At 57.9% G+C, this 19,082-nt stretch carries 23 protein-coding genes and 1 pseudogene; 14 read left to right on the top strand and 10 right to left on the bottom strand.

Features of this window, described 5'->3' with window-relative positions:
- Positions 1–238: 238 nt before the first annotated feature.
- On the bottom strand, positions 239–1,159 hold the full coding sequence (locus ACXJKO_RS12555; protein WP_457091431.1) for a phosphatidylglycerol lysyltransferase domain-containing protein: 921 nt from the start codon (positions 1,157–1,159) through the stop codon (positions 239–241).
- Positions 1,160–1,299: 140 nt separating this feature from the next.
- Entirely contained in the window at positions 1,300–2,814 is a 1,515-nt protein-coding gene (locus ACXJKO_RS12550; protein ID WP_457091430.1) for a tetratricopeptide repeat protein, read from the bottom strand.
- A gap of 1,216 nt (positions 2,815–4,030) precedes the next feature.
- Between ACXJKO_RS12550 and ACXJKO_RS12545 the strand changes: the two genes are divergently transcribed.
- The 3 genes from ACXJKO_RS12545 to ACXJKO_RS12535 all read left to right on the top strand — a co-directional run bounded on the left by ACXJKO_RS12545 (position 4,031) and on the right by ACXJKO_RS12535 (position 6,262).
- Positions 4,031–4,738 carry an amino acid ABC transporter substrate-binding protein gene (locus tag ACXJKO_RS12545; RefSeq protein ID WP_457091429.1) on the top strand — a complete coding sequence of 236 codons (708 nt, stop codon included), beginning with the start codon at positions 4,031–4,033 and terminating at the stop codon, positions 4,736–4,738.
- Entirely contained in the window at positions 4,735–5,070 is a 336-nt protein-coding gene (locus ACXJKO_RS12540; protein WP_457091428.1) for a hypothetical protein, read from the top strand. The genes ACXJKO_RS12545 and ACXJKO_RS12540 overlap by 4 nt, the downstream gene beginning before the upstream one ends.
- A gap of 202 nt (positions 5,071–5,272) precedes the next feature.
- Positions 5,273–6,262, top strand: a complete 990-nt coding sequence (locus ACXJKO_RS12535; RefSeq protein WP_457091427.1) for a magnesium transporter CorA family protein — start codon at positions 5,273–5,275, stop codon at positions 6,260–6,262.
- 161 nt (positions 6,263–6,423) lie between these two features.
- Here the strand turns inward: ACXJKO_RS12535 and ACXJKO_RS12530 are convergent, their stop codons facing one another.
- Complete coding sequence (locus ACXJKO_RS12530) at positions 6,424–6,714, bottom strand: sodium-independent anion transporter (RefSeq protein ID WP_457091426.1); 291 nt, start codon at positions 6,712–6,714, stop codon at positions 6,424–6,426.
- Positions 6,701–6,961, bottom strand: a pseudogene (locus ACXJKO_RS12525) (DUF2252 family protein). The gene ACXJKO_RS12530 and the pseudogene ACXJKO_RS12525 overlap by 14 nt, the downstream one beginning before the upstream one ends.
- Positions 6,962–7,319: 358 nt before the next feature.
- Between ACXJKO_RS12525 and ACXJKO_RS12520 the strand changes: the two are divergent.
- From ACXJKO_RS12520 to ACXJKO_RS12510, 3 genes are all read left to right on the top strand, one after another.
- A complete protein-coding gene (locus ACXJKO_RS12520; protein WP_457091432.1) occupies positions 7,320–7,766 on the top strand; it encodes a carbonic anhydrase in 447 nt (148 codons plus the stop codon).
- Positions 7,759–8,130, top strand: coding sequence for a tyrosine-type recombinase/integrase (locus ACXJKO_RS12515; RefSeq protein ID WP_457091425.1), 372 nt, complete (start codon positions 7,759–7,761; stop codon positions 8,128–8,130). Before ACXJKO_RS12520 ends, ACXJKO_RS12515 begins: the two co-directional genes overlap by 8 nt.
- 185 nt (positions 8,131–8,315) lie before the next feature.
- Positions 8,316–8,648, top strand: coding sequence for a hypothetical protein (locus tag ACXJKO_RS12510; protein ID WP_457091424.1), 333 nt, complete (start codon positions 8,316–8,318; stop codon positions 8,646–8,648).
- A gap of 38 nt (positions 8,649–8,686) precedes the next feature.
- On the opposite strand, the gene ACXJKO_RS12505 is transcribed toward ACXJKO_RS12510, so the two are convergent.
- A complete protein-coding gene (locus ACXJKO_RS12505) occupies positions 8,687–9,751 on the bottom strand; it encodes a hypothetical protein (RefSeq protein ID WP_457091423.1) in 1,065 nt (354 codons plus the stop codon).
- 237 nt (positions 9,752–9,988) lie between these two features.
- Between ACXJKO_RS12505 and ACXJKO_RS12500 the strand changes: the two genes are divergently transcribed.
- The 3 genes from ACXJKO_RS12500 (at position 9,989) to ACXJKO_RS12490 (ending at position 11,185) form a co-directional block, all read left to right on the top strand.
- A complete protein-coding gene (locus tag ACXJKO_RS12500; protein ID WP_457091422.1) occupies positions 9,989–10,252 on the top strand; it encodes a DUF7696 family protein in 264 nt (87 codons plus the stop codon).
- Positions 10,253–10,650: 398 nt separating this feature from the next.
- A complete protein-coding gene (locus ACXJKO_RS12495) occupies positions 10,651–10,824 on the top strand; it encodes a hypothetical protein (RefSeq protein WP_457091421.1) in 174 nt (57 codons plus the stop codon).
- A gap of 13 nt (positions 10,825–10,837) precedes the next feature.
- Positions 10,838–11,185: a hypothetical protein gene (locus tag ACXJKO_RS12490; protein ID WP_457091420.1), complete on the top strand. Its 348-nt coding sequence runs from the start codon at positions 10,838–10,840 to the stop codon at positions 11,183–11,185.
- Between the two features lie 5 nt (positions 11,186–11,190).
- On the opposite strand, the gene ACXJKO_RS12485 is transcribed toward ACXJKO_RS12490, so the two are convergent.
- From ACXJKO_RS12485 to ACXJKO_RS12470, 4 genes are read right to left on the bottom strand one after another with little or no spacing between them, the layout of a single operon-like run.
- Positions 11,191–11,541, bottom strand: coding sequence for a hypothetical protein (locus ACXJKO_RS12485; RefSeq protein WP_457091419.1), 351 nt, complete (start codon positions 11,539–11,541; stop codon positions 11,191–11,193).
- Positions 11,538–12,008, bottom strand: a complete 471-nt coding sequence (locus ACXJKO_RS12480) for a hypothetical protein (RefSeq protein ID WP_457091418.1) — start codon at positions 12,006–12,008, stop codon at positions 11,538–11,540. The genes ACXJKO_RS12485 and ACXJKO_RS12480 overlap by 4 nt, the downstream gene beginning before the upstream one ends.
- A 2-nt stretch (positions 12,009–12,010) precedes the next feature.
- A complete protein-coding gene (locus tag ACXJKO_RS12475; protein WP_457091417.1) occupies positions 12,011–12,433 on the bottom strand; it encodes a hypothetical protein in 423 nt (140 codons plus the stop codon).
- Entirely contained in the window at positions 12,430–13,185 is a 756-nt protein-coding gene (locus ACXJKO_RS12470) for a lysozyme (RefSeq protein ID WP_457091416.1), read from the bottom strand. Before ACXJKO_RS12470 ends, ACXJKO_RS12475 begins: the two co-directional genes overlap by 4 nt.
- 142 nt (positions 13,186–13,327) lie before the next feature.
- Between ACXJKO_RS12470 and ACXJKO_RS12465 the strand changes: the two genes are divergently transcribed.
- From ACXJKO_RS12465 to ACXJKO_RS12445, 5 genes are all read left to right on the top strand, one after another.
- Entirely contained in the window at positions 13,328–13,570 is a 243-nt protein-coding gene (locus tag ACXJKO_RS12465) for a hypothetical protein (protein ID WP_457091415.1), read from the top strand.
- Positions 13,571–14,884: 1,314 nt separating this feature from the next.
- Positions 14,885–15,136: a hypothetical protein gene (locus ACXJKO_RS12460; RefSeq protein WP_457091414.1), complete on the top strand. Its 252-nt coding sequence runs from the start codon at positions 14,885–14,887 to the stop codon at positions 15,134–15,136.
- Between the two features lie 56 nt (positions 15,137–15,192).
- Positions 15,193–16,020, top strand: coding sequence for a hypothetical protein (locus tag ACXJKO_RS12455; protein ID WP_457091413.1), 828 nt, complete (start codon positions 15,193–15,195; stop codon positions 16,018–16,020).
- 434 nt (positions 16,021–16,454) lie between these two features.
- Positions 16,455–16,715, top strand: coding sequence for a hypothetical protein (locus tag ACXJKO_RS12450; RefSeq protein WP_457091412.1), 261 nt, complete (start codon positions 16,455–16,457; stop codon positions 16,713–16,715).
- Between the two features lie 129 nt (positions 16,716–16,844).
- On the top strand, positions 16,845–17,675 hold the full coding sequence (locus ACXJKO_RS12445; protein ID WP_457091411.1) for a hypothetical protein: 831 nt from the start codon (positions 16,845–16,847) through the stop codon (positions 17,673–17,675).
- Between the two features lie 25 nt (positions 17,676–17,700).
- Here the strand turns inward: ACXJKO_RS12445 and ACXJKO_RS12440 are convergent, their stop codons facing one another.
- The gene (locus tag ACXJKO_RS12440) at positions 17,701–19,080 is read right to left on the bottom strand and encodes an SGNH/GDSL hydrolase family protein (protein WP_457091410.1); all 1,380 of its coding nucleotides are present in this window, start codon (positions 19,078–19,080) and stop codon (positions 17,701–17,703) included.
- Positions 19,081–19,082 lie beyond the last annotated feature (2 nt).

The raw sequence follows: 19,082 nt of genomic DNA, 5'->3' as shown, positions 1-19,082 counted from the left end.
CAAAACAATGCACAGCGTACGGGCCAGAAGCAGGCCGCTTTGACGGCTAAGCGCGCGGGTTGCTCGACTACAATCCCGAGGCTAGCAACATCCGGTCGAAAGTCGGCTGCAATGGCGTGAAGGGAATCAGAGCCTATGCCGGCACTGAACGGCTACTTGCAGATTGAAGTCGATGGCCGGATCTTTTTGGCCCATCGCTTGGCTTGGCTGCTTCATCATAGCCGCTGGCCGCAGGGCTTCATCCCTCTCGGGCACCGTAGAGCCCATGCATTTCCACCGGTCTGAACATTCGTTTTGCCTGCCGCAGCCCGGGCCGGCCCGTATCCGATGAGTCGTTGAAACGGATCAGATCCGGGAACTCGGCCATGAGCCGGTAGCACAGGAGATAGGAGAGCCCTCGGTAGCTGAGGTCGGTGATGCGGACGAAGTTGCACCCCAGGGTGCGGGTGAGCGAGCCCGAAAAGGCAAAGCCGCGCACCTGCCCGTCCACCTCAACCACCATCCCGTTGAGCAGCGATGAGGGAAAGCGTTCAGCCACGGCCAAGCAGGCGACCGTATAGCTGTAGCCGTTGGGCGCAATGCCATTGGCCATCAGCCGCTCCCGCCAAGCCTCCAACACAGCGAGACAGGCGGGCTGATCCGCCGCCGTGTAGGGCCGCGTGACAACCTGCCCCTGCCGGAGCGCCCTCGACAACTCTTGCCGCAGCTTTTTAAAGCCGGCCCCCTCCAGGCTCATGACGGCTGCCCGGTCGAAGATGAACTCCTCCTCCTTGAAGAAAATCTCGAAACCGGCCCGCGCGACCGGCAGCGCATCACTCTCCTGCACCCAGACGATTCGGCTCGACCGGTCGCCGTTGAAGTCCCGCATCCGCTGCAGCGCATGCCGCAGGGCGGCCGGATCGAAGGGAAACGGAGGCAGGTACAGATCTAGGCGTGGCCGGCCCTGCTTGCGGCGGATCTGGTAGACCAGAATTGAGCCGGCGTAGCGCTCCCAGCCCAGCACGTGCGCTCGGAACTGCCCGTAGAGATACAGCAAGGGGAAGTAGTAGAGCCAAGCCTTTACCCGGGCGCGTTCGGCCGCTGCGAGAAAAACCTCCGCATCGTCGATCCCGACTGGCGCGAGGTTCGTCAGACCAATCAGCGTTTGCGCTATGTCCATTGTTTATCAATCCGAGGAGTGCGGGCGTATCTACGATTGAGCGACCGAACCTCATCGACAGCCTGGCTGATAGAATGAGCCGGGCTGAGCTTGTAGGCTGCGCCGCGCTCGATCGATAAGGCAAGGTGCCGCAGAATGGATTACGCTTTGATCCAGCCTGACATCAGCTGCTTGTCTTCGGCCCCTGTGGTGAACTTTTCCTTGAAAGCCGCAAGCCCTTGGCTGCGCCCGACATCCCCCGCATTGATCCAATCTCGATCAGGATACAACTTGCCGCGCTCATGGACGATCAAGGGACCTACATCGTACTCATGGTCCCCTCTGCCATAAACATAAGCAGTCCATGATGCGCCGAGATGGCAGCCGACGCTGTAGCCGATCACGTCATCATCGAGCATCACCGCCAGATGCCGCACGCCCAAGGGCTCCAGCGCGGTCAGGTTTTCCAAGGTCCAGATCGTGCGAGCCCGGTAGTATGTCGCCTCCCCTTTGGCTCTCATGGCGGCATACCAGCGGTCATTGCAGGCCAGCACGCGATCCAGGTTTTCTGGCCCAATGGCCTCCACATGCACGCCTGCTTTCAGGAGCTTCCGGATATTACGGCGGTGGCTTTGCAGCGATGATCCGATCATCTTAGATACGGTCTCTCGCCGCCACACGAACTCGTGTTTGCTCCGCACCATCGTGACTTCATTCTTTGACGCTCCCTGACGCGGCGCAAGCACCGGTCCCAGAAGATGGCCCGCCTTGAGGCCCGCCGCCTCCCGGGCGACGACCCGCTCGTAGACCTCCCGGTCCGACACCAGCGGCAGCAGCTTGGTCTTCTGGTCCAGCCGCAGAAGAATGCAATCTCGCTTCACCTCCTCCACCGCGCCATGGGCCAGATCTTGCGCCAGCTCCAAGAGATTCAGCTCGAACGGTGGCCCGCCAAGGGTCTCCAAATTCCGCCCCCACTCGGCGGCGCGGGTAAAGGTCTCGCGTTCCAGCCAGGAAATCTCGAAGGGTGGCAGGCGGGACCGCCGGGGCTTGGGCAGCCGTCCGAGCCGCTCGCGGGCCTCGGCGTGATCGGGCTCCTCCGCGAGGACCGTGCGATACATCTCTTCCGCCTCTCGAAAGCGGGCCAGCTTGCGCAATTGTGCGGCCAGCTTGAGCTTCAGGTCGGCTCTGGTCGGATCGACCTCCAGAGCGGCCTGGTAGTACTTCAAGGCCCGCCGGGGCTCGCCGCGCGCCCGCGCAATGTGCCCGAGTCCTGTCAGCGCCCGCACCAGTTTTGGCTGCTCCGCCAGCAAGCTCAGGTACAACGCCTCCGCCTCATCCAACCGTGACAGCGCCCGAAGCTCCTGGGCGGTCTCAAGCTTCAGGCGCGTAGGTCCTGACACGGCCGCTGACGCAGCTTCGGAATAGCTCAGAGCATCTGTGTCGCTACGCTGTTGGGCCGGAGCACCCAAGTTGAGCGGAGGCTGGTCGTCCCCTGGCTGTTTCTCCCGAATAGTTTCCAGAGTGATYTGATTGACGACCTCTGCTGCCCTGCGCAGTGCAGCAACGGCGTCTACGTGTACCGGAACCGGTGCCTGCGCATCGACACCGATAGAGGCAATTTGGTCATCGGCCTCCGTGGCGGGAGACGGATTTGTCTGTGTAGGTCGCGCGATCATGCCACCTCCTAGGATGATCCAGGAAAGTTCCGTTTTTTGTCGCGCCTCGCTGCAGCGAGATGGGCAGGGTCTTTGCGTCGATACCGCGAAGACGGCAGTTCGATATTGGCCCAGGAAGACAAAGAAACGCCAGAGGCGGAAGCCTATCCGCTTCGGCTATTGCGAAGTACGGCGAATGCCCAACACAGTCGTCGTTGCGGATTTCCCCTATCGAAAGGCTAGTCGGGAGCGCCTCCGATGATGCGACCCATGCGAGAGTTGAAGGCGCGGACCCGTGCTGCCCGTCCCGACGGATATTGTTCGGGCAATCGACAGCGCTGCCGTCGATAAACTGCTCACGCGCAGCGATTGGATTCGCAGAGCAATCCTTGACCGCCTGCGGCACGAAGGACTGCGCAAACGTCACGCGCCCCGAGGCTCACCCGAATGACCATGCAGACAACCCACGTCGGCATTGACCCCCATCTCACGTCGATGGCCTCGCCCTCGCCGAGCGCCTACGCAGGAGTCTGCAAGGCCTCCAGCGCCAAGTTCTCAAGCCGCCCGCCGCATGCTGTTGCATCACCGAATGTCTGGTCACTGAAGATCAGCGGATTTTTAAGACGTCTTGCCCGCTCCTCCTGTTGACCGAGAGTGTGTCAAAACTCAAACAGGCTCAGCCTCGGTGAACGATTTTTACAAGTTCACGCTCGTGCACCGGGGATTCCGCGGCCTACTGGGGTTCGCAGGAAATTAAATTGCTCCATGGCACGGCCCGTACGCGTTTTGACACAGGCTCGACCCTAAGCAGAAGTCAGCTTGCGGGCGGCCGCGCACAGCAGCACTCCCGGACCGAATGAGACCAAAAATCAGCACCAGCGACGGAGAGTTTCGATCTCCAGGATTGCGAACATGCGTCCGAATGCGCTAGGTCCGTCAATGCGGACTGCGGGAACGGCGGGCGAAGGCCCCCACCATCCATCAGCGAGCATAGCACCGGAAAATGTTGACGGCGAACCTCCGGCTTATAATTTTGCCATCTCGGCCGCGTGCGAAGCCCAGCCAAATCGGGAGGGGAAGGCATGTTGCGGACATTGGTTCTGTTATTCTATTTCTGCGCCTTAGCAGCGCCATCGTTTGCGCAGAATGAGCCCCCGAATGACAGCCGCCTGAAGGCCATGACGGACACGAAGGTCGTTCGGATCGCCTATCGGAGCGATGCAGCGCCGTTTTCTTTGTGAGAGAGAAAGACAAGCCTGTTGGCTACACGATCGACCTGTGCAGGCTCGTCGTCGATGCGATCGGACGGCACCTCGACCAGACCCTGAGGATCGAGTGGGTGCCGGTCGCGGTGTCTACGCGGTTTTCCGCGATCGCGAACAACCAGGCCGATATGGAATGCGGATCGAGCACGGTCACCCTGCGGCGTTTCGAGGAGGTGTATTTCTCGAGCTTTGTCTTCGTGGAATCCACCGCAGTCCTCGTCCGACGGCAATCCGACCTTCGCTCGTTGTCCGAAATGAACGGAAAGAGGATTGCAGTCATCGGGGGCACCAGCAACGAACCCGTGGTGGCGGATCATCTTCGCCGGCTCAAGCTCGATGCCGCAACCCTGGTTGCAGTGGGAAGCCGCGAGGAGGGCATTGCGGCGCTGGAATCGGGAGCGGTCGATGGATATGCCAGCGACAAGCTGCTGCTGGTCGGTGCCGAAAAGCAGCGTCCCGACGCCCTCGCACTGCTGCCCGACGACTTGTCGATTGAACCGTATGCCATCGCGCTACCGCGCGGGGACTGGGCATTCCGCTTGGCGGTGAACCAGGCCTTGGCCGGGATCTACAGCAGCGGTGCGCAATACGACGTCTTCGCGCGGTGGTTCGATCAGATCGGGTTGCATCCAAGCGCTGCTCTCAGCATAGCGTGGACCTTCGGAATGCTTGCGGAGTGAAGCGGGTCACGAGCGGGGACAAGGCCGAGGTTGCCTTTGACGCCGTGCCGGGACGGGTCTTCCAGGCGAAGGTCGGCAATATACTGGGAGTGATCGCGGCAGGCCAGTTTCAGGCCACCGGCGTGCTCCAGGACTTCGCCACGAACACGGCCAATGATCGAGCCGTGGCGGAAATCATCATGGTCGACGACATATCCTCCTATCAGATCCCGCTTGGAGCGGCCGCGCAGGTCGCAATTCTGACAGAGCATTGGCATCACCTGGGATTGCTGCGGCGCATCCTGCTGCGGATGCGAAGCTGGGAGAATTTCATCTTCCTGGAGGGGCACTAGGGCATCGTTCGGCGCGGAAAACCGGATCCACTTTTCGTTGACGCGCCCCTCTGGGTCCGCACGATGCGCTGGCTGGAACTCTCGCAATCGATCAAGGCGGATCCCTTGGAACCGGCGCCCAGGAGGCCGGAGCGATCCGGTGCTTGGAACTGCCTAGCTTGAACCAGCGTTTTGTCCTACATAGCCCAATTCCAGGTGACCCTTGATCCGTGCCTTCCTCTACGATGCCGACGGCCATGACCAGGAGGTGCAACTGGATGAGCACTGCATCGCAGAGCTCAATGAACGAAGCCTGCTGTGGATCGACGTTCAGGGGCGCGAACGCGGGGAGATGGAGCGGCTTGTCGGCCTCTTCTCTCTCGACCGGGGCTCGCTGCGGGAGCTGCTGAACCCGCAGGAGGCGCTCTACCTCGACAATTACGGCGAATACTTTCAGTTCGACATCATCGGGCTTGCCGACGCAGATGAAGGAAATGGCGAGCGGGCGCTCACCAAGCGGCGCCCGGCGCATCTGGAATTTCTGGTCGGACCGCGCTGGATCATCACCGTGCACGAGGGTGAGCTCCCGTTCCTGCAAGCCTTCCGCGACCAGAACAAGGGCGAAACCCTGATTGGAGCGCTCAGCCCGCCAGCGCTGGCGGCTTCGCTCCTCGACTGGCACCTGACCACCTACTTCGAGGCGGTGACGGAGCTCGAGGCGCTTCTCGACCGTCTCGACGAGGCGCTGCTGAGTGGCTCTGGCCGCAGGAGCCTCCTGGCCGGCGTGGTTGCCACGCGGCGCCGGGTCTCGGAACTGCGGCATCTGCTCGCCGTGCAGCGACCCGTGTTCTACGGGCTCTCCCGTCCTGACTTCGCCCAGGTCGTCGAGTCCGACACGGCGGCACATTACCGCTCCCTGGAGCGGCGCTACGAGCGGGCGGTCGATGCGGTTGACCATGCCCGCGAGTTGGTCAACGGTTCCTTCGATCTGTTTACGACCCGCACCGCGGAGGCGACGAACGACCTCGTCCGCCGGTTGACCTTTATCGCCTTGATGCTGGGCGTCGTGGGCGCCGTTGCGGGCATCTTCGGGATGAACTTCGAAACTCCCTACACCCAGACGGGCGTTCCCGGGTTCTGGGCCGTGGTCGGGGGCTTAGCCCTGTTCATCGTGAGCGCGTTGATCGTCGCCAGGCGCAGGGCTTGGATCTGAAGCCGATCTTGAAGTTGGCATGAACTCAAATGGAACGCCCCAGCCAAGGCAGGTCAAGGGAAGTCTCAGCCAGGGTATGCGTCCGTTTAACGGTCCGACGCTTTAGAGAGGACCCTCGGCGCTTCGTGCTGCTGAACCGGATGCTCCCCATCTCCCAAGGATCACGACTTCGATGTGACTGCCGGAGTGACGGCGAGCTCGGGAGACAATTTCAGGTAGCGCTCAATTGCCACCTGTGCGCTGAACAGCAAACGCTCGCGACCGAGCCGCACGTCCATGCCCGCGTGCCGGATGACCTCCAGTACACCAGGATTAAGGCCAGCAAGCCAAACCGTGACACCCTGTTCGGTCCTGCATCTCTCGCCCTCCTCGATCATTTGAAGGGCAGAGTACTCGATGTCTGGCACCCTGTTCAGGTCCATGACGATGACACGCGGCTTATACTGCACCATCAGCGCCGCGAGGACGAAGGAGGTGCATAGCCGTTTGACATCCCATTCCCCAGGGAGCCGGCAAGGTCTCATCGAAATCATTGATGTCGAAGAGGATGTTGCGCTCGGGCGTGGCGAACCCGCCAAAGTTTATCAGGTGGCATTCCCCGCAGGCCTGAACCTAGATCCCAATGGCCGGTGTCGTGGCGAGATCCGCAGCCATGATCCCTGCTGAGCCGCGATAAAAGGCGAAGGGTGACTGCAACATTCGACCATAACGGATCGGCACCAAGTCTGGGATCCGCTCGGGATCGGCTGCCTGTAGGATCGTGATGGGGTCGGGACGACCCTGTCCCTTCTTCCACTTGGCGTTCTTGGCGCGGGCACCTCCTTCCGGAGAGTCTTGCCGGCCTGTGTCCGCATATCGGGAGAGATGACTTGGCCGAGTGCATCCGTYTGAGGGTTGCCGGACACGTTCCTGTCACCCAAAACTTCCGGCAGGGTGACAAGCTGTCTCTTGTTGAGTGCCCCTTGCTCACCAGCCAACCCTGCCATGACGTCCTCCGGTCGAAATGGACACGCTCGGGACAGCGGGTTGATACTAGCATGAGCCGGCAACGTTGACGATGTCGTCGGCAGCGCCAAGTTCGCGACCAAGCTCGCCGGGCGAAGTGATCGTCGTGCTGGGCCACAGCAAGTGCGGCGCGGTCAAAGGCGTCATCATGACAGGGAACTCGGAAAGCTCACCCAGATGCTCTAGCGCGTTAAGCCGCCGGTTGAGGCCAACGGGAGCGCCCCGGGGCGAGCACAGCTCGATGGACCTGGACTTCGTGCGGCAAGTGACGACCACGGACGCCAAGTTGGCAGCCCAGCACCTTCAGCAAAACAGCCAGATCCTTCGAGATCTCGTCGCCCGGAAGTGCTCAAGATCGTTGCGACGATGCATGACGTCGCCAGCGGGCGCATCACGTTCCTGGAATAAGAGTCGGCGACAGAAGAAGGTCGGGTCCTGGCACGAGGTAGACCTTCCTCTTGTTTCTGCTCTCGACTACAAACCAAACATTCGTGCTTGATGCTGCACATCATGAGGCTGCGCAGGTGGTTCTCGACGCCGCCCCGACCCACCACGGATCAACCGTGGCGGCAACCACACGCGGCACGCCCTGGACCGAGAGTGGCTTCAACTCGGTCTGGGACCGCTTCAAGAACAGGCTGGAGCAAGAGGGCAAGGTGGGCGGGGATCTGACAATCCATGGGCTGCGCTATACGGTTGGCGACATGCTGGCCGAAGCGGACACAAGCCTCGACGACATCCGCCGGGCCTTGGGCCAGAAGACCCTTGCGATGGCGCAGCACTATACCGAGCGGGCTCAGAAGCGCTCGGCGGTCCGAAGGGCGGTGGAAAAGATCAACCCCTTGGGCACGCAAGTTGTCTAACCTGCGTGTCTAATCCAGTTGCAGTTGCAACTGATGAACAAAAAAACTCAGTTATTTCAAAGGGATATATGGTGCCCAGGGACGGAGTCGAACCGCCGACACTGCGATTTTCAGTCTGTCCCATCGTATTGAAATAGCTTCGCTCTGTTATCTCCCCGCTCCTCTCTCTGCTGGGAGGATGGCGAATGGCTGAGACCGCGAAATTCCTCACCCTCGAAATGTCGAATGGGGAGGTATGGGGTATCCCGCTTGAGGTGATCGCCCGCGACCGAGCCGAGAACTACAAGGATGAGTTCGACAACGACGTTGAGCGCAGCCTAGCAGAGGACACTCTGCCCCTGTTCGAGGACGACCCGTGGAACGCTCAGGATTGGGCCGCCAATAACATGAACTGGTCGGACGTAGCCGAATATGCGGTGAAGCTGAAGGAGGCCCCGGCCATCAACTTGGCTAGGGAATGGAATACCGCTTCCATGAGCGTTGAAGCTGTCCCCGCTCCTCTCACGGCTAGGAGGTAAGGAGGTTGCTTCTTAAGCGCTCTGCTCGGTGGGGCCCATCAGCGCGTGATACTCCGCCAATACTCAACAAACAGTTCTGAGCATGTAAGATCATTTCTAAGTTCAAATTTGAAATCGTCAATCCCTCCGGTTTGCAACGTATTACGATCTCTGAAGAGCAAATCGGCAATCTGTTCCTCGACGACCTCACAGTCGCTTTTTGAAATACCTTTTGCGGTTGCAAAGACACGCAGCGCCTGTGACCTCTTCGCTGGCTTAAGTAACTCCATATTCTGATCTGCATATGCGAAGCCTAAGAATATTATGACCTCGGCCTCCTCAACCTCGCGACGAATGGCCCTGAGATCGTCACCATCTGCAATTTGCTCCGTGAAGGTCTTTATCTGTCCTGCTAGGGTGAGCAGATCATCATACCTATCTCGGTCGCCTCCAAATGGGACGGTAGGCACATAGCCTTCTTGCCAAGGAAGATACCCAACTCGACCGTACGGATGATAGACCTTTAGTCTCGACATAATCTCGGACGCGAGTCCTTCTTCGATTCCGTAATAAATCTTCAAGGCATTATATAAAAAATGCTCAATGCATCGATCATAATTGAACGTAATAAAAGAAACATTATCAAATATTGTGTTAAGATCGGCTTTTGGCACACCCTCTGTCAATCTCTGGAAGAATAGCGAGTGCCATGCGCCACCAAGTTCAGTCGGAAATGACTCCGAATTGAACATATCGAAGTAGAGCTTACTTTCGCGCTCTGCTTGCAATATTGAACTAACGATACCGAGCTTTCCGCAAATATTAATCCTTGCATCGTCTCGATGGGCATCCAAGAAATTATCTATCGAGATAGCCTGGGGCAAAGCAGCACTAATATTTCTCCCTGCAAGTACATATGGAGTAGTCTTAGGGTCTGGCTCATTATCGAAAATGTGTCGGCGTAGAGCGCCCATTATTGCGTCGTCGCCGTGGGACAGTTCTCTGCCTTCAAAATAGAAGTCGAGTCTGCTTGCAATCATCTGCTTTAGACCTGTCCCAATTGGCAGGCCAACCTCATAGCTTGCTCCTGCGCCAACTATGAAAAGAGTTTTCGACTTGAACATAAATGCCCCCTGTGCGGGGCAGACTATTAGCAAAGTTGCCTTCTAAATGGACACCGAAAAAGTAGCTTGAATGTATGCGGGACAAGCTTTCCTTCACTACGGTACCTGACGCGCTCAAACACCATTGTCGCCCTCCACGACAACCATATTGATGCCTATCCGGAGTACACCGCTGCCAGCCTCGTTCCTGACGCTGATAACAAAGCTTCGGCCGCACCTCTCCCCTAGCTCTTCCTCATGACCTATTCCCGCGATACCGCCGCCCTTTCCGAGCTCGCCGGCCAGCCCGTTAACACATGGTCCGAGGAATGGCGGATCGAGACCGAAGCCCGTACCGTCCTGAAAATGTCGAAGGAAGAACGAGAGAGGTTCTTCAATGGCCGGAAGGATGAGAACGGGAAGACTGTTGATCGTGGCGTGATCGCTCTTAGGGGCCTGAAGTCAGCTGAGGAGATCAAGGCCACTATGGAGCGCCTGCAAGCCGCCCGAAGCGCCAAATAAAAAGGGCCGCGCCCGATCTTTGACCATGTGCGCGGCCCTCCCGGCCCGTAGTTGCCCCTACGGCGAATCGAGCAGTATTTGATTCCTATGGGCTGCCGCAATCGGCACATGACTACCCTGAAGTGGTGGGACAAAGGACCTATATCGGCGGGGCCATTCCTATGCCAGACTACCGATCCGGTCGAGATCTGCCCCTACGGCCGCAACTTTAGAAGCGCCGCGCAGGCGCTTTTCTTTTGCCCTGCTTCCTGGTGGAAGAGCAGGTCTAGATTGAGGCCACGCCGCCAGCGAGTGACAAGCACTTATCCCCACTCTTCACAACGATCCCGCACAGGAGTTCGACTCCTGTCCCATCCTCTGACATGTTCCCTATTCGTTCTTATCGAGTCGGGAAGGTTATGGGCAAGCCAAAGCTCACAGTCGAGCAGGTGCTCGATATTCGCCTGCGCTATGCTGTAGGCGAGCGGGAATGGACGAAGATCGGCCGGCTTTATGGTGTGAAAGCTGATACCGTTCGGGATGCAGCCTTGGGGGTGACCTACAAGGACCTTCCTATGCCGCCACGACGCTGATCCGAGAGCGACCATGGCACAGCAATTCGACCAGACATTCCAGCTCAGACACTACCCGTTACCCAAGCTCGTCGTAGAGTGCATCAAGTGCCAGCGGCAGGGCCAGTTCGACAAGGCACAACTGATTGAGAAGCTCGGAGAGACCTACCCTGTCTATCAGGCCGTTGATCGCCTGACGCGGGATTGGGAGTGCGACAAGCCTGATGCCTTTCCAGCTTACAAGCTGCACCCCAACGCCATGTACTGCCTCCCCCATCTGCCGGAATGGCAGGAGCGTGTCGGGCGGTTCTGCGTCGACGTAAACAATGGACGGGAGCCTGAGCCGCTATATGCCAAGTGGGAGGCGAAGAAGGCGACCTAAGAGCCTTAGCTCCGTCTCTTCGGTCGGGGAGCGCGCAGCAACTCGCTCAGGCTCTGAAGACAGTGCTTCATGTCCTCGAGGTGCTCGGTCTGTAGCTTCATGTGAAAGAGCATCTCCCGATCGAGATTGTTCCTGTCCCTCATGTGCTGGTTCGCTTCCTTTAGCGTCCCCGTTGCATCGGCGATCACCTGATTATCAGCGATGCTAAGCGATGGAATGAAGACATCCTTCGAGGATGGCGGAGGCGCATCCCTGCGCTTGCCGAACCAATGGCCGAACGCGGCGACGATGCCCAAGAACCCCAAACCGAGAAATTGCAGGAAGGCTACTGTGTTCGGCGAGGTGAAGTCGATCATTTGGAACGTGCCGCCCTTACTGCTCCAACATCCATCCAGGCGCGGAGGAAGTTCCAGGTCTCCAGCATCATGAAGCCGAGATAAGCCCAGAAGCCCGTCATGACGCCGCCGTTGTTCGCGACCGAGACCAGAATGCCGAGCGTGATCTGCCCCCAGAAGATACAGATCACCAGGGAGGCGAGGCCGCGGAAGTGCGGCGAATAGGGGAAGCGGGCTTTGAAGGTGCCGTTGACCACGAGGGCGGCGAGCCGCAGAAAGGCAGCCACGAAGCAGACCCATGACCATGTGACTTCGTCAGCCCATCGCGACATCTCGGCAAACGAGGTGGACTTGTCGAAGGTCTGAGGGTCCAGCAGGAGCGTCCAGGCCCATCCCATGAGAGGGACGAGCATGATCCACTCGGACACCCGGACAGGGAAATGCTCTGCAATCCCCTGCCCTATGCGAAGTACGATCCGGTGCGGCATGCTCAGGCCCCTGCCTTCCGACTGAAGAGAGGCTTGAGGCCCGATGCCAGCCGGCCATAGGCTGAATAGACCACGCCTCCGATCGCGACCAAGCCGCCGACCCCTTGAACCGCGGAGTTGATGCCGTCGCGGACGATATCGGCCTGCCCCTGATCGATAACGCCAAGCACGACGAGGATAGGCAGGAGCCCTATGATGGCTGTCGGCAGAGCACCGATACCAGCGATGAAGTTGCCCCACAGCACGCGGCTTTGAATGGGGTTCTCCGCGTTCAACTCGTTCTTGAGGACGGGATCGGCGGCAATCGCTTCCTTGACCGCCTCGACAACGACCGGCCTGGCTGTCGGCGTGACAGGCACAGAAGGACTCTGCACGAGCCGATCGGTGATGCGGCCGGCAAGCTCCAGGAAGACAAGCGGGTTCATGCGAAGATCCTTTTCAGCAGATTGGCGAGGGCAAAGAAAAACCCGCCTGAAGCGGCGGGCTGCGAGACGGGAACCGGAACGGGTTCGATGTCAGGAGGTGGTGGGACAGGCGCCGGGGCAGGAACAGGGCTGGGCACAGGCTCAGGCTGGATCGAGTTGAATRCCGGTGCCACGGCAGCCGCCAGCTCCTTCCTGACGTTGATGCGCTTGGCGCTCGACCAGTCCGGAGTGCTCTTCGAGGTGAGGCGCGTGTACTCGGTCATCGTCCCGTCATTGGACCATTTACCGGAGAAGAACAGGTCACGCTCCTTCTCCCGGCGTTCAATGATCGAGGCAGGCTTGTTCCAGTCCATGAAGGCTTTACGGGCGGCAGCAATGCTACCGGCTTTCCAAAGCTTCACCCAGGATGCGCGCTTGATGGCCCCGGTATTCCAGTGGAACGAGAGAGCCCCCGTGAACTGCTCTTTGGTGAGAGCATGCCCCTTGAATGCCTCAAGCACTTCCTTGGCATATTTCTCCAAGGCCCAGGCATAGACGGCGAGGCAATGCTCTAGCGTTTGAGGCTTGCCGATATAGCGCGTCACATTGTGGCCGGTTGCGCTGGTGAGACCCACGCTCCAAGTCCACACGTCCTCGCTATCCTTATAGGCCTGCCGGATGATGGCCTCATGGGAGGCAATCTCCAGGGCGACGTCGTAATCGACGGTAGTCCAGCCGAGCGAAAGCGCCCGCCCGAATGTGTCGGTGGTCATAGAGTCCTCGTGATGTGGAGTGGCAGTTGTTGGATCCGCAGTCACCAACTCGTGAGTGACTGGGCTCGCCGGTTAAAGGTTCGTTTGGGGCCCAGGCTGATATGTACGCATCTCATTCGCTATCGAATCAGACGGAGATCACATGCACAGACGCTTGTTTGCCTGCGTCCTTATCGGATCGGCTGTTCTTTTTGCCGCCACGTCATCCGCCAACGCTGAAGAGACGCGCCCGCAGCATCGTGAGTGGATGAGGAAGTTCAGCAATCCAGGTGGCTCGCTGAACGGACTGATCGCTGTTCAAGATTCCAATGTGTATCGCCTTGATCTTCAGAGCTGCAAAATTGGTAGTGAGGATGCTCAATCCGAAGCGCCTGAAGCGTGCTAGGGGCTACGTCGCGAAGCTGTCCTGCTGTGGGCATTCAGGCATCCATAATATAGCCACGGTTGATCGGGAATTTTGAGGCGTGGTCCGCCCTGAGGGCCCAACTGCCCCGGCTGAGTTTCTCTGACCCAGATTCCGCAGCCGGGGCTTCTTCTCTAGCAGCCCATGAAAAAAGCCGCCCTCCCGGAGCGGCTACGAATTCTTTACGGTGTCAGATCAAGATGACTTCACCGGGACGATGAGCCCGACATAATGCGGTGTTGCAACCGGCATCGCAGAGCGCCCTGGCTGATGATCCGGAAGAGCGTCAGCTGGGGCGTTTTCATTTTTAACCATCAATCAGCAGTCATATTGACGGGTGAGCAACGTTGGCCGATACGCTCATTCCGCGGTGTCTACCCACCGCATGACGCCCTGGCTGAGTTTCCGCCTAAACTCTCGGCTGGGGCGTTTTGACTCTCAGAAACAGTTCGCTATCCTTACAGAGCCATTAGCCGACAGGCTTTGGCGGGCGCCCTGGCTGAGGAATTGCAAACTCCGGTCGGCCGGGGCGCTTTTATTTCCCATTCATGGCCGGTTCACGCGCTCCGCCTAGCATTCAGCGCGCGGGTTTCCTCAAGAACCGCAGACGCCTCGGCTGAGTACTCGCCAGGTCCTCGGCTGGGGCGTTTGACTCTATGCCTAAGCTTGATATCAGTATCGAGCCATTAGCCCCCAATGCTTTTGGCGAGCGCCCTGGCTGAGGATCCGCAAACTCCTCCTAGCCGGGGCGTTTTCATTTGGGCTAGTCCGCAAGCTAAGACGATATCGACCTTGTCGATGTTGTAAGGCCCCCGCGACAGCATAGGGTTCATGCCGTGGCGAGAGCATTCCCTTGTTTGAAGCCACGGGCGCCCTGGCCGGTGCTACCGGAGAGCCATCGGCTGGGGCGTTTTCATGCTATAGCGGGCCATGGACCCGTTTACTCGCCTCACCTTGTCCCTCTGGCAGTTCTCACGCGGTCGGCACTCCCACAAAGTGATCATCTTTTACTCAATCGTCGTGCTCGGAGCTTTGGCCATCGGTTTGACCGAGTGGGCTGGCTACTGGCCTGAGAGCTGGAAGGTCGAACGACGTGGGATGCCATAGATCACGCGTCTATAGCAGCCCGACGACCTCAGTTGAAACCTATTTTAGTTACTCTCGTACTTGGCAAACGGCCTTGCGAAACTTGGGCCTTCGATCCGAGACTGAATGCGGCGATCAGCAAAAGCGCTACAGCCTTTTGACCATCTTTCAGCTGTGCTAAACCCCCGATTCAGGCTTGAGGGTACCCAAATGGCATCGCAGACTTCGTATATCGTGCAGACATTCGAAATTCATCGAAAGAGGCTAGTTCCGACTGTAAGGGCCCAGTTTAAGACCGAACAACAAGCTATTCGTTCTGCCGAGAGCACCGCACAACGTAAAACTGGAAGCGCGGCAATGAAGGTCATTGCAGACGATGAAACTGGTGAGATGAGCAGTATCGAAGTTATCGCAAAATATGGTGAAGTCCCTGATGACTTTGAAGAACTGCTACAGGGCTAGCCTCACCAAAATATTTGCACTTGATAATACAACTCCTATCGTAGGAATATATCTGTATGCTCATCAACTTACACCGACTAAACACCAAGAATGTTGGCGATCTCGTCTGTGCCCCTGCGAATTACTATTCGAACCAGGGCGGATTTTCATCGGCGGATATCCTCGGATGGCGGTCCTCTGAGACGCCATTAGTGGAGGATCGGAAGAGATGGAAAGAAACTTTTGCCGAAGCGAAAGGCTTTGTTGTGGGCGGAGGCGGCCTGCTTCACATCAGCTTCTTTGAACCTGCCCTTAAGTACCTGTTCGAAAATAAGCGACCGGAGCAGAAGGTTGTTTTGTGGGGTGCTGGGCATAATGATTGGCAGGTCAATGATTGGCGAACACTCAAGTTTCCACTCGATCTGAATCACTATCCCTTTGACCTGATCGGCGTCAGAGACTTCAATCAGCCTTATGCTTGGGTCCCGTGCGTAAGCTGTATGAGCCCGCTGCTTGAGAAGCGGCATGCTCTCAAACGTGAGATTGGCCTCTACGTCCATACGGGCACGTTGAAGAATGAGAGTTTCCGAAAGAAGCTGCCGAGTGACATCGAGATCCTCTCAAATGACTCTACGTTCGAGGAGGCTATTGAGTTTATCGGGTCAACCAAGCTTCTACTGACGGACAGCTATCACGGAATGTATTGGGCTACCCTACTTGAGCGTAAGGTCATTGCCTTCCCGAGTTCATCCAAATTCTATGATACGAAGTACCCGGCACCGCTCTGCACTCCGGTGGACTGGATGAAGTTCGAGCGGATGGCTATGACCTATCCAGAGGCGTACTCAGAATGCCAAGAAACGAACAACGTATTTGCCGACCAGGCGTTTAACCTTCTCTCCTGATCTCATCGTCTTGTGCGGGCTCTGACTGACCATTTCGACGCTAGTTTCAAAAGGACGTCAGCTGCCAACCGGGATCAAGTGAACGAACCCGCGATGTGTGGCAGTGGCGGCTCCAGCAGAGGCACTAACCTTCAGCCGGAGCCAGTCCCATTTGACAACAGCAACCCCGCCCGTCCCAGCGGGGATAGCCTCGAAGGCGCCATCAGTGATCGTGGTAACTGCTGCCATGTCGGCTCCCCCGTTCATCAATGTGTAGGTAAAGCTCCAACCGGCTCCATAGGCCACATCAGCGTAGGTAGAGATCCCTCCAAGCCCCGGCTCTCGGCGGGGTCGTGCGCCCTTATGCATTGACTCCGTGAGAGCCCCTACTATCGAGGGATGGCAAAATATCCGTGTTTTGCCAGCGCCTCGGCTAGCTGTTCATGGAGTTCTAAATGTCTGATAGGTGGATTGCCCTTTACAGTGCCGAGGCTGCGCAAACTTTTGGAACGACTTTTTGGGTGGCCGAGGACGGCAGGGAAATCGAATGCACAGCCGTGTTCCCAGTCGGGTCCGATTTATCCACCTATGAGTGGGAAGATAAAGTAGATCTAGGCGAAGTCATCAAGTGGTCGCGCCCTGGCCAGGGGAAAAACCCATCAGGCGTATCATTTTATAGCTTTGGTAAAGTCAGCCCTAATTCGAATATTCATTAAAATCGGCAACAACATCTGTATGCTCAAGAGATGTTGGATACTAATGATCCTTCCTCACGGCAGCAGAATGTTGGGGCCATCTTTATGCACCTATCAGCCGACCAGTTCCGTTGAAGCCAGAAATTGCTAATGATTATCAATCTGCACCRAACAAATACAACAAATGTCGGCGATCTATATTGCGCCCCCGCTATCTATTTTCCAGAATTTAAAGGCGTGCCTCAGCTCGATATCTTAGGATACCGTGAGAGTGAGAGCGGCTCTCTCGCAGCAAAACTTGACTGGATCAAAAGCCTTAGTAGCGCTCGCGCCATTATTATTGGCGGCGGCGGGCTGTTAGGAATCGACTTTTTCGAGCCAGCTCTCCGTTACGCTTTCGAAAACAAAAGTCCAACGGCGAAAACTGTGCTCTGGGGGGCTGGGCACAACGCGTGGCAAATTGGCGACTGGCGCAAGCTCAAAGCCTCAGTTGATCTTTCGCCTTTCCCGTTCGACCTTGCAGGTATACGTGATGCGGACACTCCATTGGAGTGGGTTCCATGTGTTTCCTGTATGCATGAAGCTCTCAATAATCCTGGGGCACCGACTCAAGAGGTYGGCCTCTACATTCACCACGACGCCGAGACACTTGAGGACTACTTCCCTAAGCTTCCCACCGATGTGCCACGACTTACAAATGCTGCGGCATTTTCAGAGGTGATAGCTTTCATTCAGTCTATCGACTTGCTTCTGACGGATAGCTTTCACGGCGCATATTGGGCGACATTGATGGGAAAGCGCGTCGTAGCATTTCCTAGTTCTTCGAAGTTTTACGGGCTCAAGCACGCCGTACCGCTCTGCGATCCACTTGATTGGCAACGCTTTGCCAATCTCGCAATTAGATATCCTGATGCATTGGAAGAATGCCGAGACGCGAACCGCCGTTTCGCACAGAAGGCTTTCGACATCCTTGGGCTCTAAGAATAGCTTCGGGCGGTAGCTGGTTCTAAAACTGCGACGTGACCGCTTTGATCGTTGACACCAGCGCAGCGGCCACAGCCGTATGCGCCGCTTGCGTAAGATGCGTTCCGTCCGAGGTCCACGCAAAGCTGTCTACCCGATATTTGCCGGGAGAGGTCGGTTCCTCAACGAGCGCGTTAATATCCCAAACGGCCGCCATGTCGGCATGGGGCAGTGTTTTCATCCAGGCATTGAACGCTATACGAACTGCGTCGTTGGCGTGTGGCGTCTGCCCTCCGAGCGTCGTGAAGGTGCCGGACACGCCAGAAGGAGGATGAGTCACAGCAATGACCTTCTTGCCCATGCCAGCGATGATATTGCAGGCTGTCTGGAAGCGGCTCTGCATGGTCGCCAGATCGGCCCCGCCCGTCAGGTCGTTCGGGCCAAGCTGCAAGATCACATGAGAGACGTTTTGCAAGGTCTCTCGGCGGAAGCGGCTGTTAGAGCCAAACCCGCTCAATGTGTAGCCGCCCCGCGAGACGTTCACGAAGGTGGCATCCGCAGCGGACAAGGCGCGGGCCAGATAACCATATTCATATTCAGGATCGATAGGGCCGCCGTCGCCCTGCCCTTCGCCGGATGACGAGCCGAGAATACCGAAGACCGGCAACATTGGGTCGAACAGAACACCCTCAATCCGCGACGCGACAAAGCCATTAGCCGAAGTTAGACCAGAGGGCACTGCCGTTCCTGTCTGATCTGTCGCAGCCGTCCCCTCGCCAATAGTCGTCGTCAGCCAACCCGCCAGCGGCCACTTTTTGCCGAGCGTATCAACGGTGACATAGACGCCTGAGTAAACAAGTGTGTTGTTCGCTACTTTGACCGGGATTGGATCGCATGTCGCCTCAGCCCCAGGAGCAATAGTAACCGTACTCTGCCCGTTGAAGGTAACCTGATACAAGGTGCCGTTCGCGTACAAACTCCCCTTGATCGTGATGCTGTCGGGCGGCGTGGTCTCACCCCCTGTGTCTAGATAGCGATTGCTCCACGTCAGACGCAGCGAATGGGCTGCCGCTTGCACATAATGGGCTGTGCGGGAATAGAACGTCTGCGCTGAGCCAGAAGACAGGCTCTTGCCTAGTTGAGCCTTATTAGCAACAGGAGCAATCCTGCCCGCAAGTGCCGCACTCACAACTTCCCCCAGTTCTCTCTGTACTGATCCGAGGGTGATGGGAGCGGAGCCAAGGTTCTCCATTGCCTCGGCCACAACAGTCTCGGCCGCACTGGTCGCCTGTGTAGCGGCCTCTTCAGCCGCCTGCTGAGCCGCTTGCACGGACTGTTGGCGCGTCGTGGCGTCCTCCACCACGGCAGCCGTCATCGCGTCCACGCTCGCGGTGAGCGCGGCGATATCCTGTTGAATCGTCATGG

The sequence above is a fragment of the Microvirga sp. P5_D2 genome (genome assembly GCF_054049475.1).
Note: the sequence above shows the minus strand (reverse complement) of the source record. Positions and strands in the feature narration are given on the sequence as shown.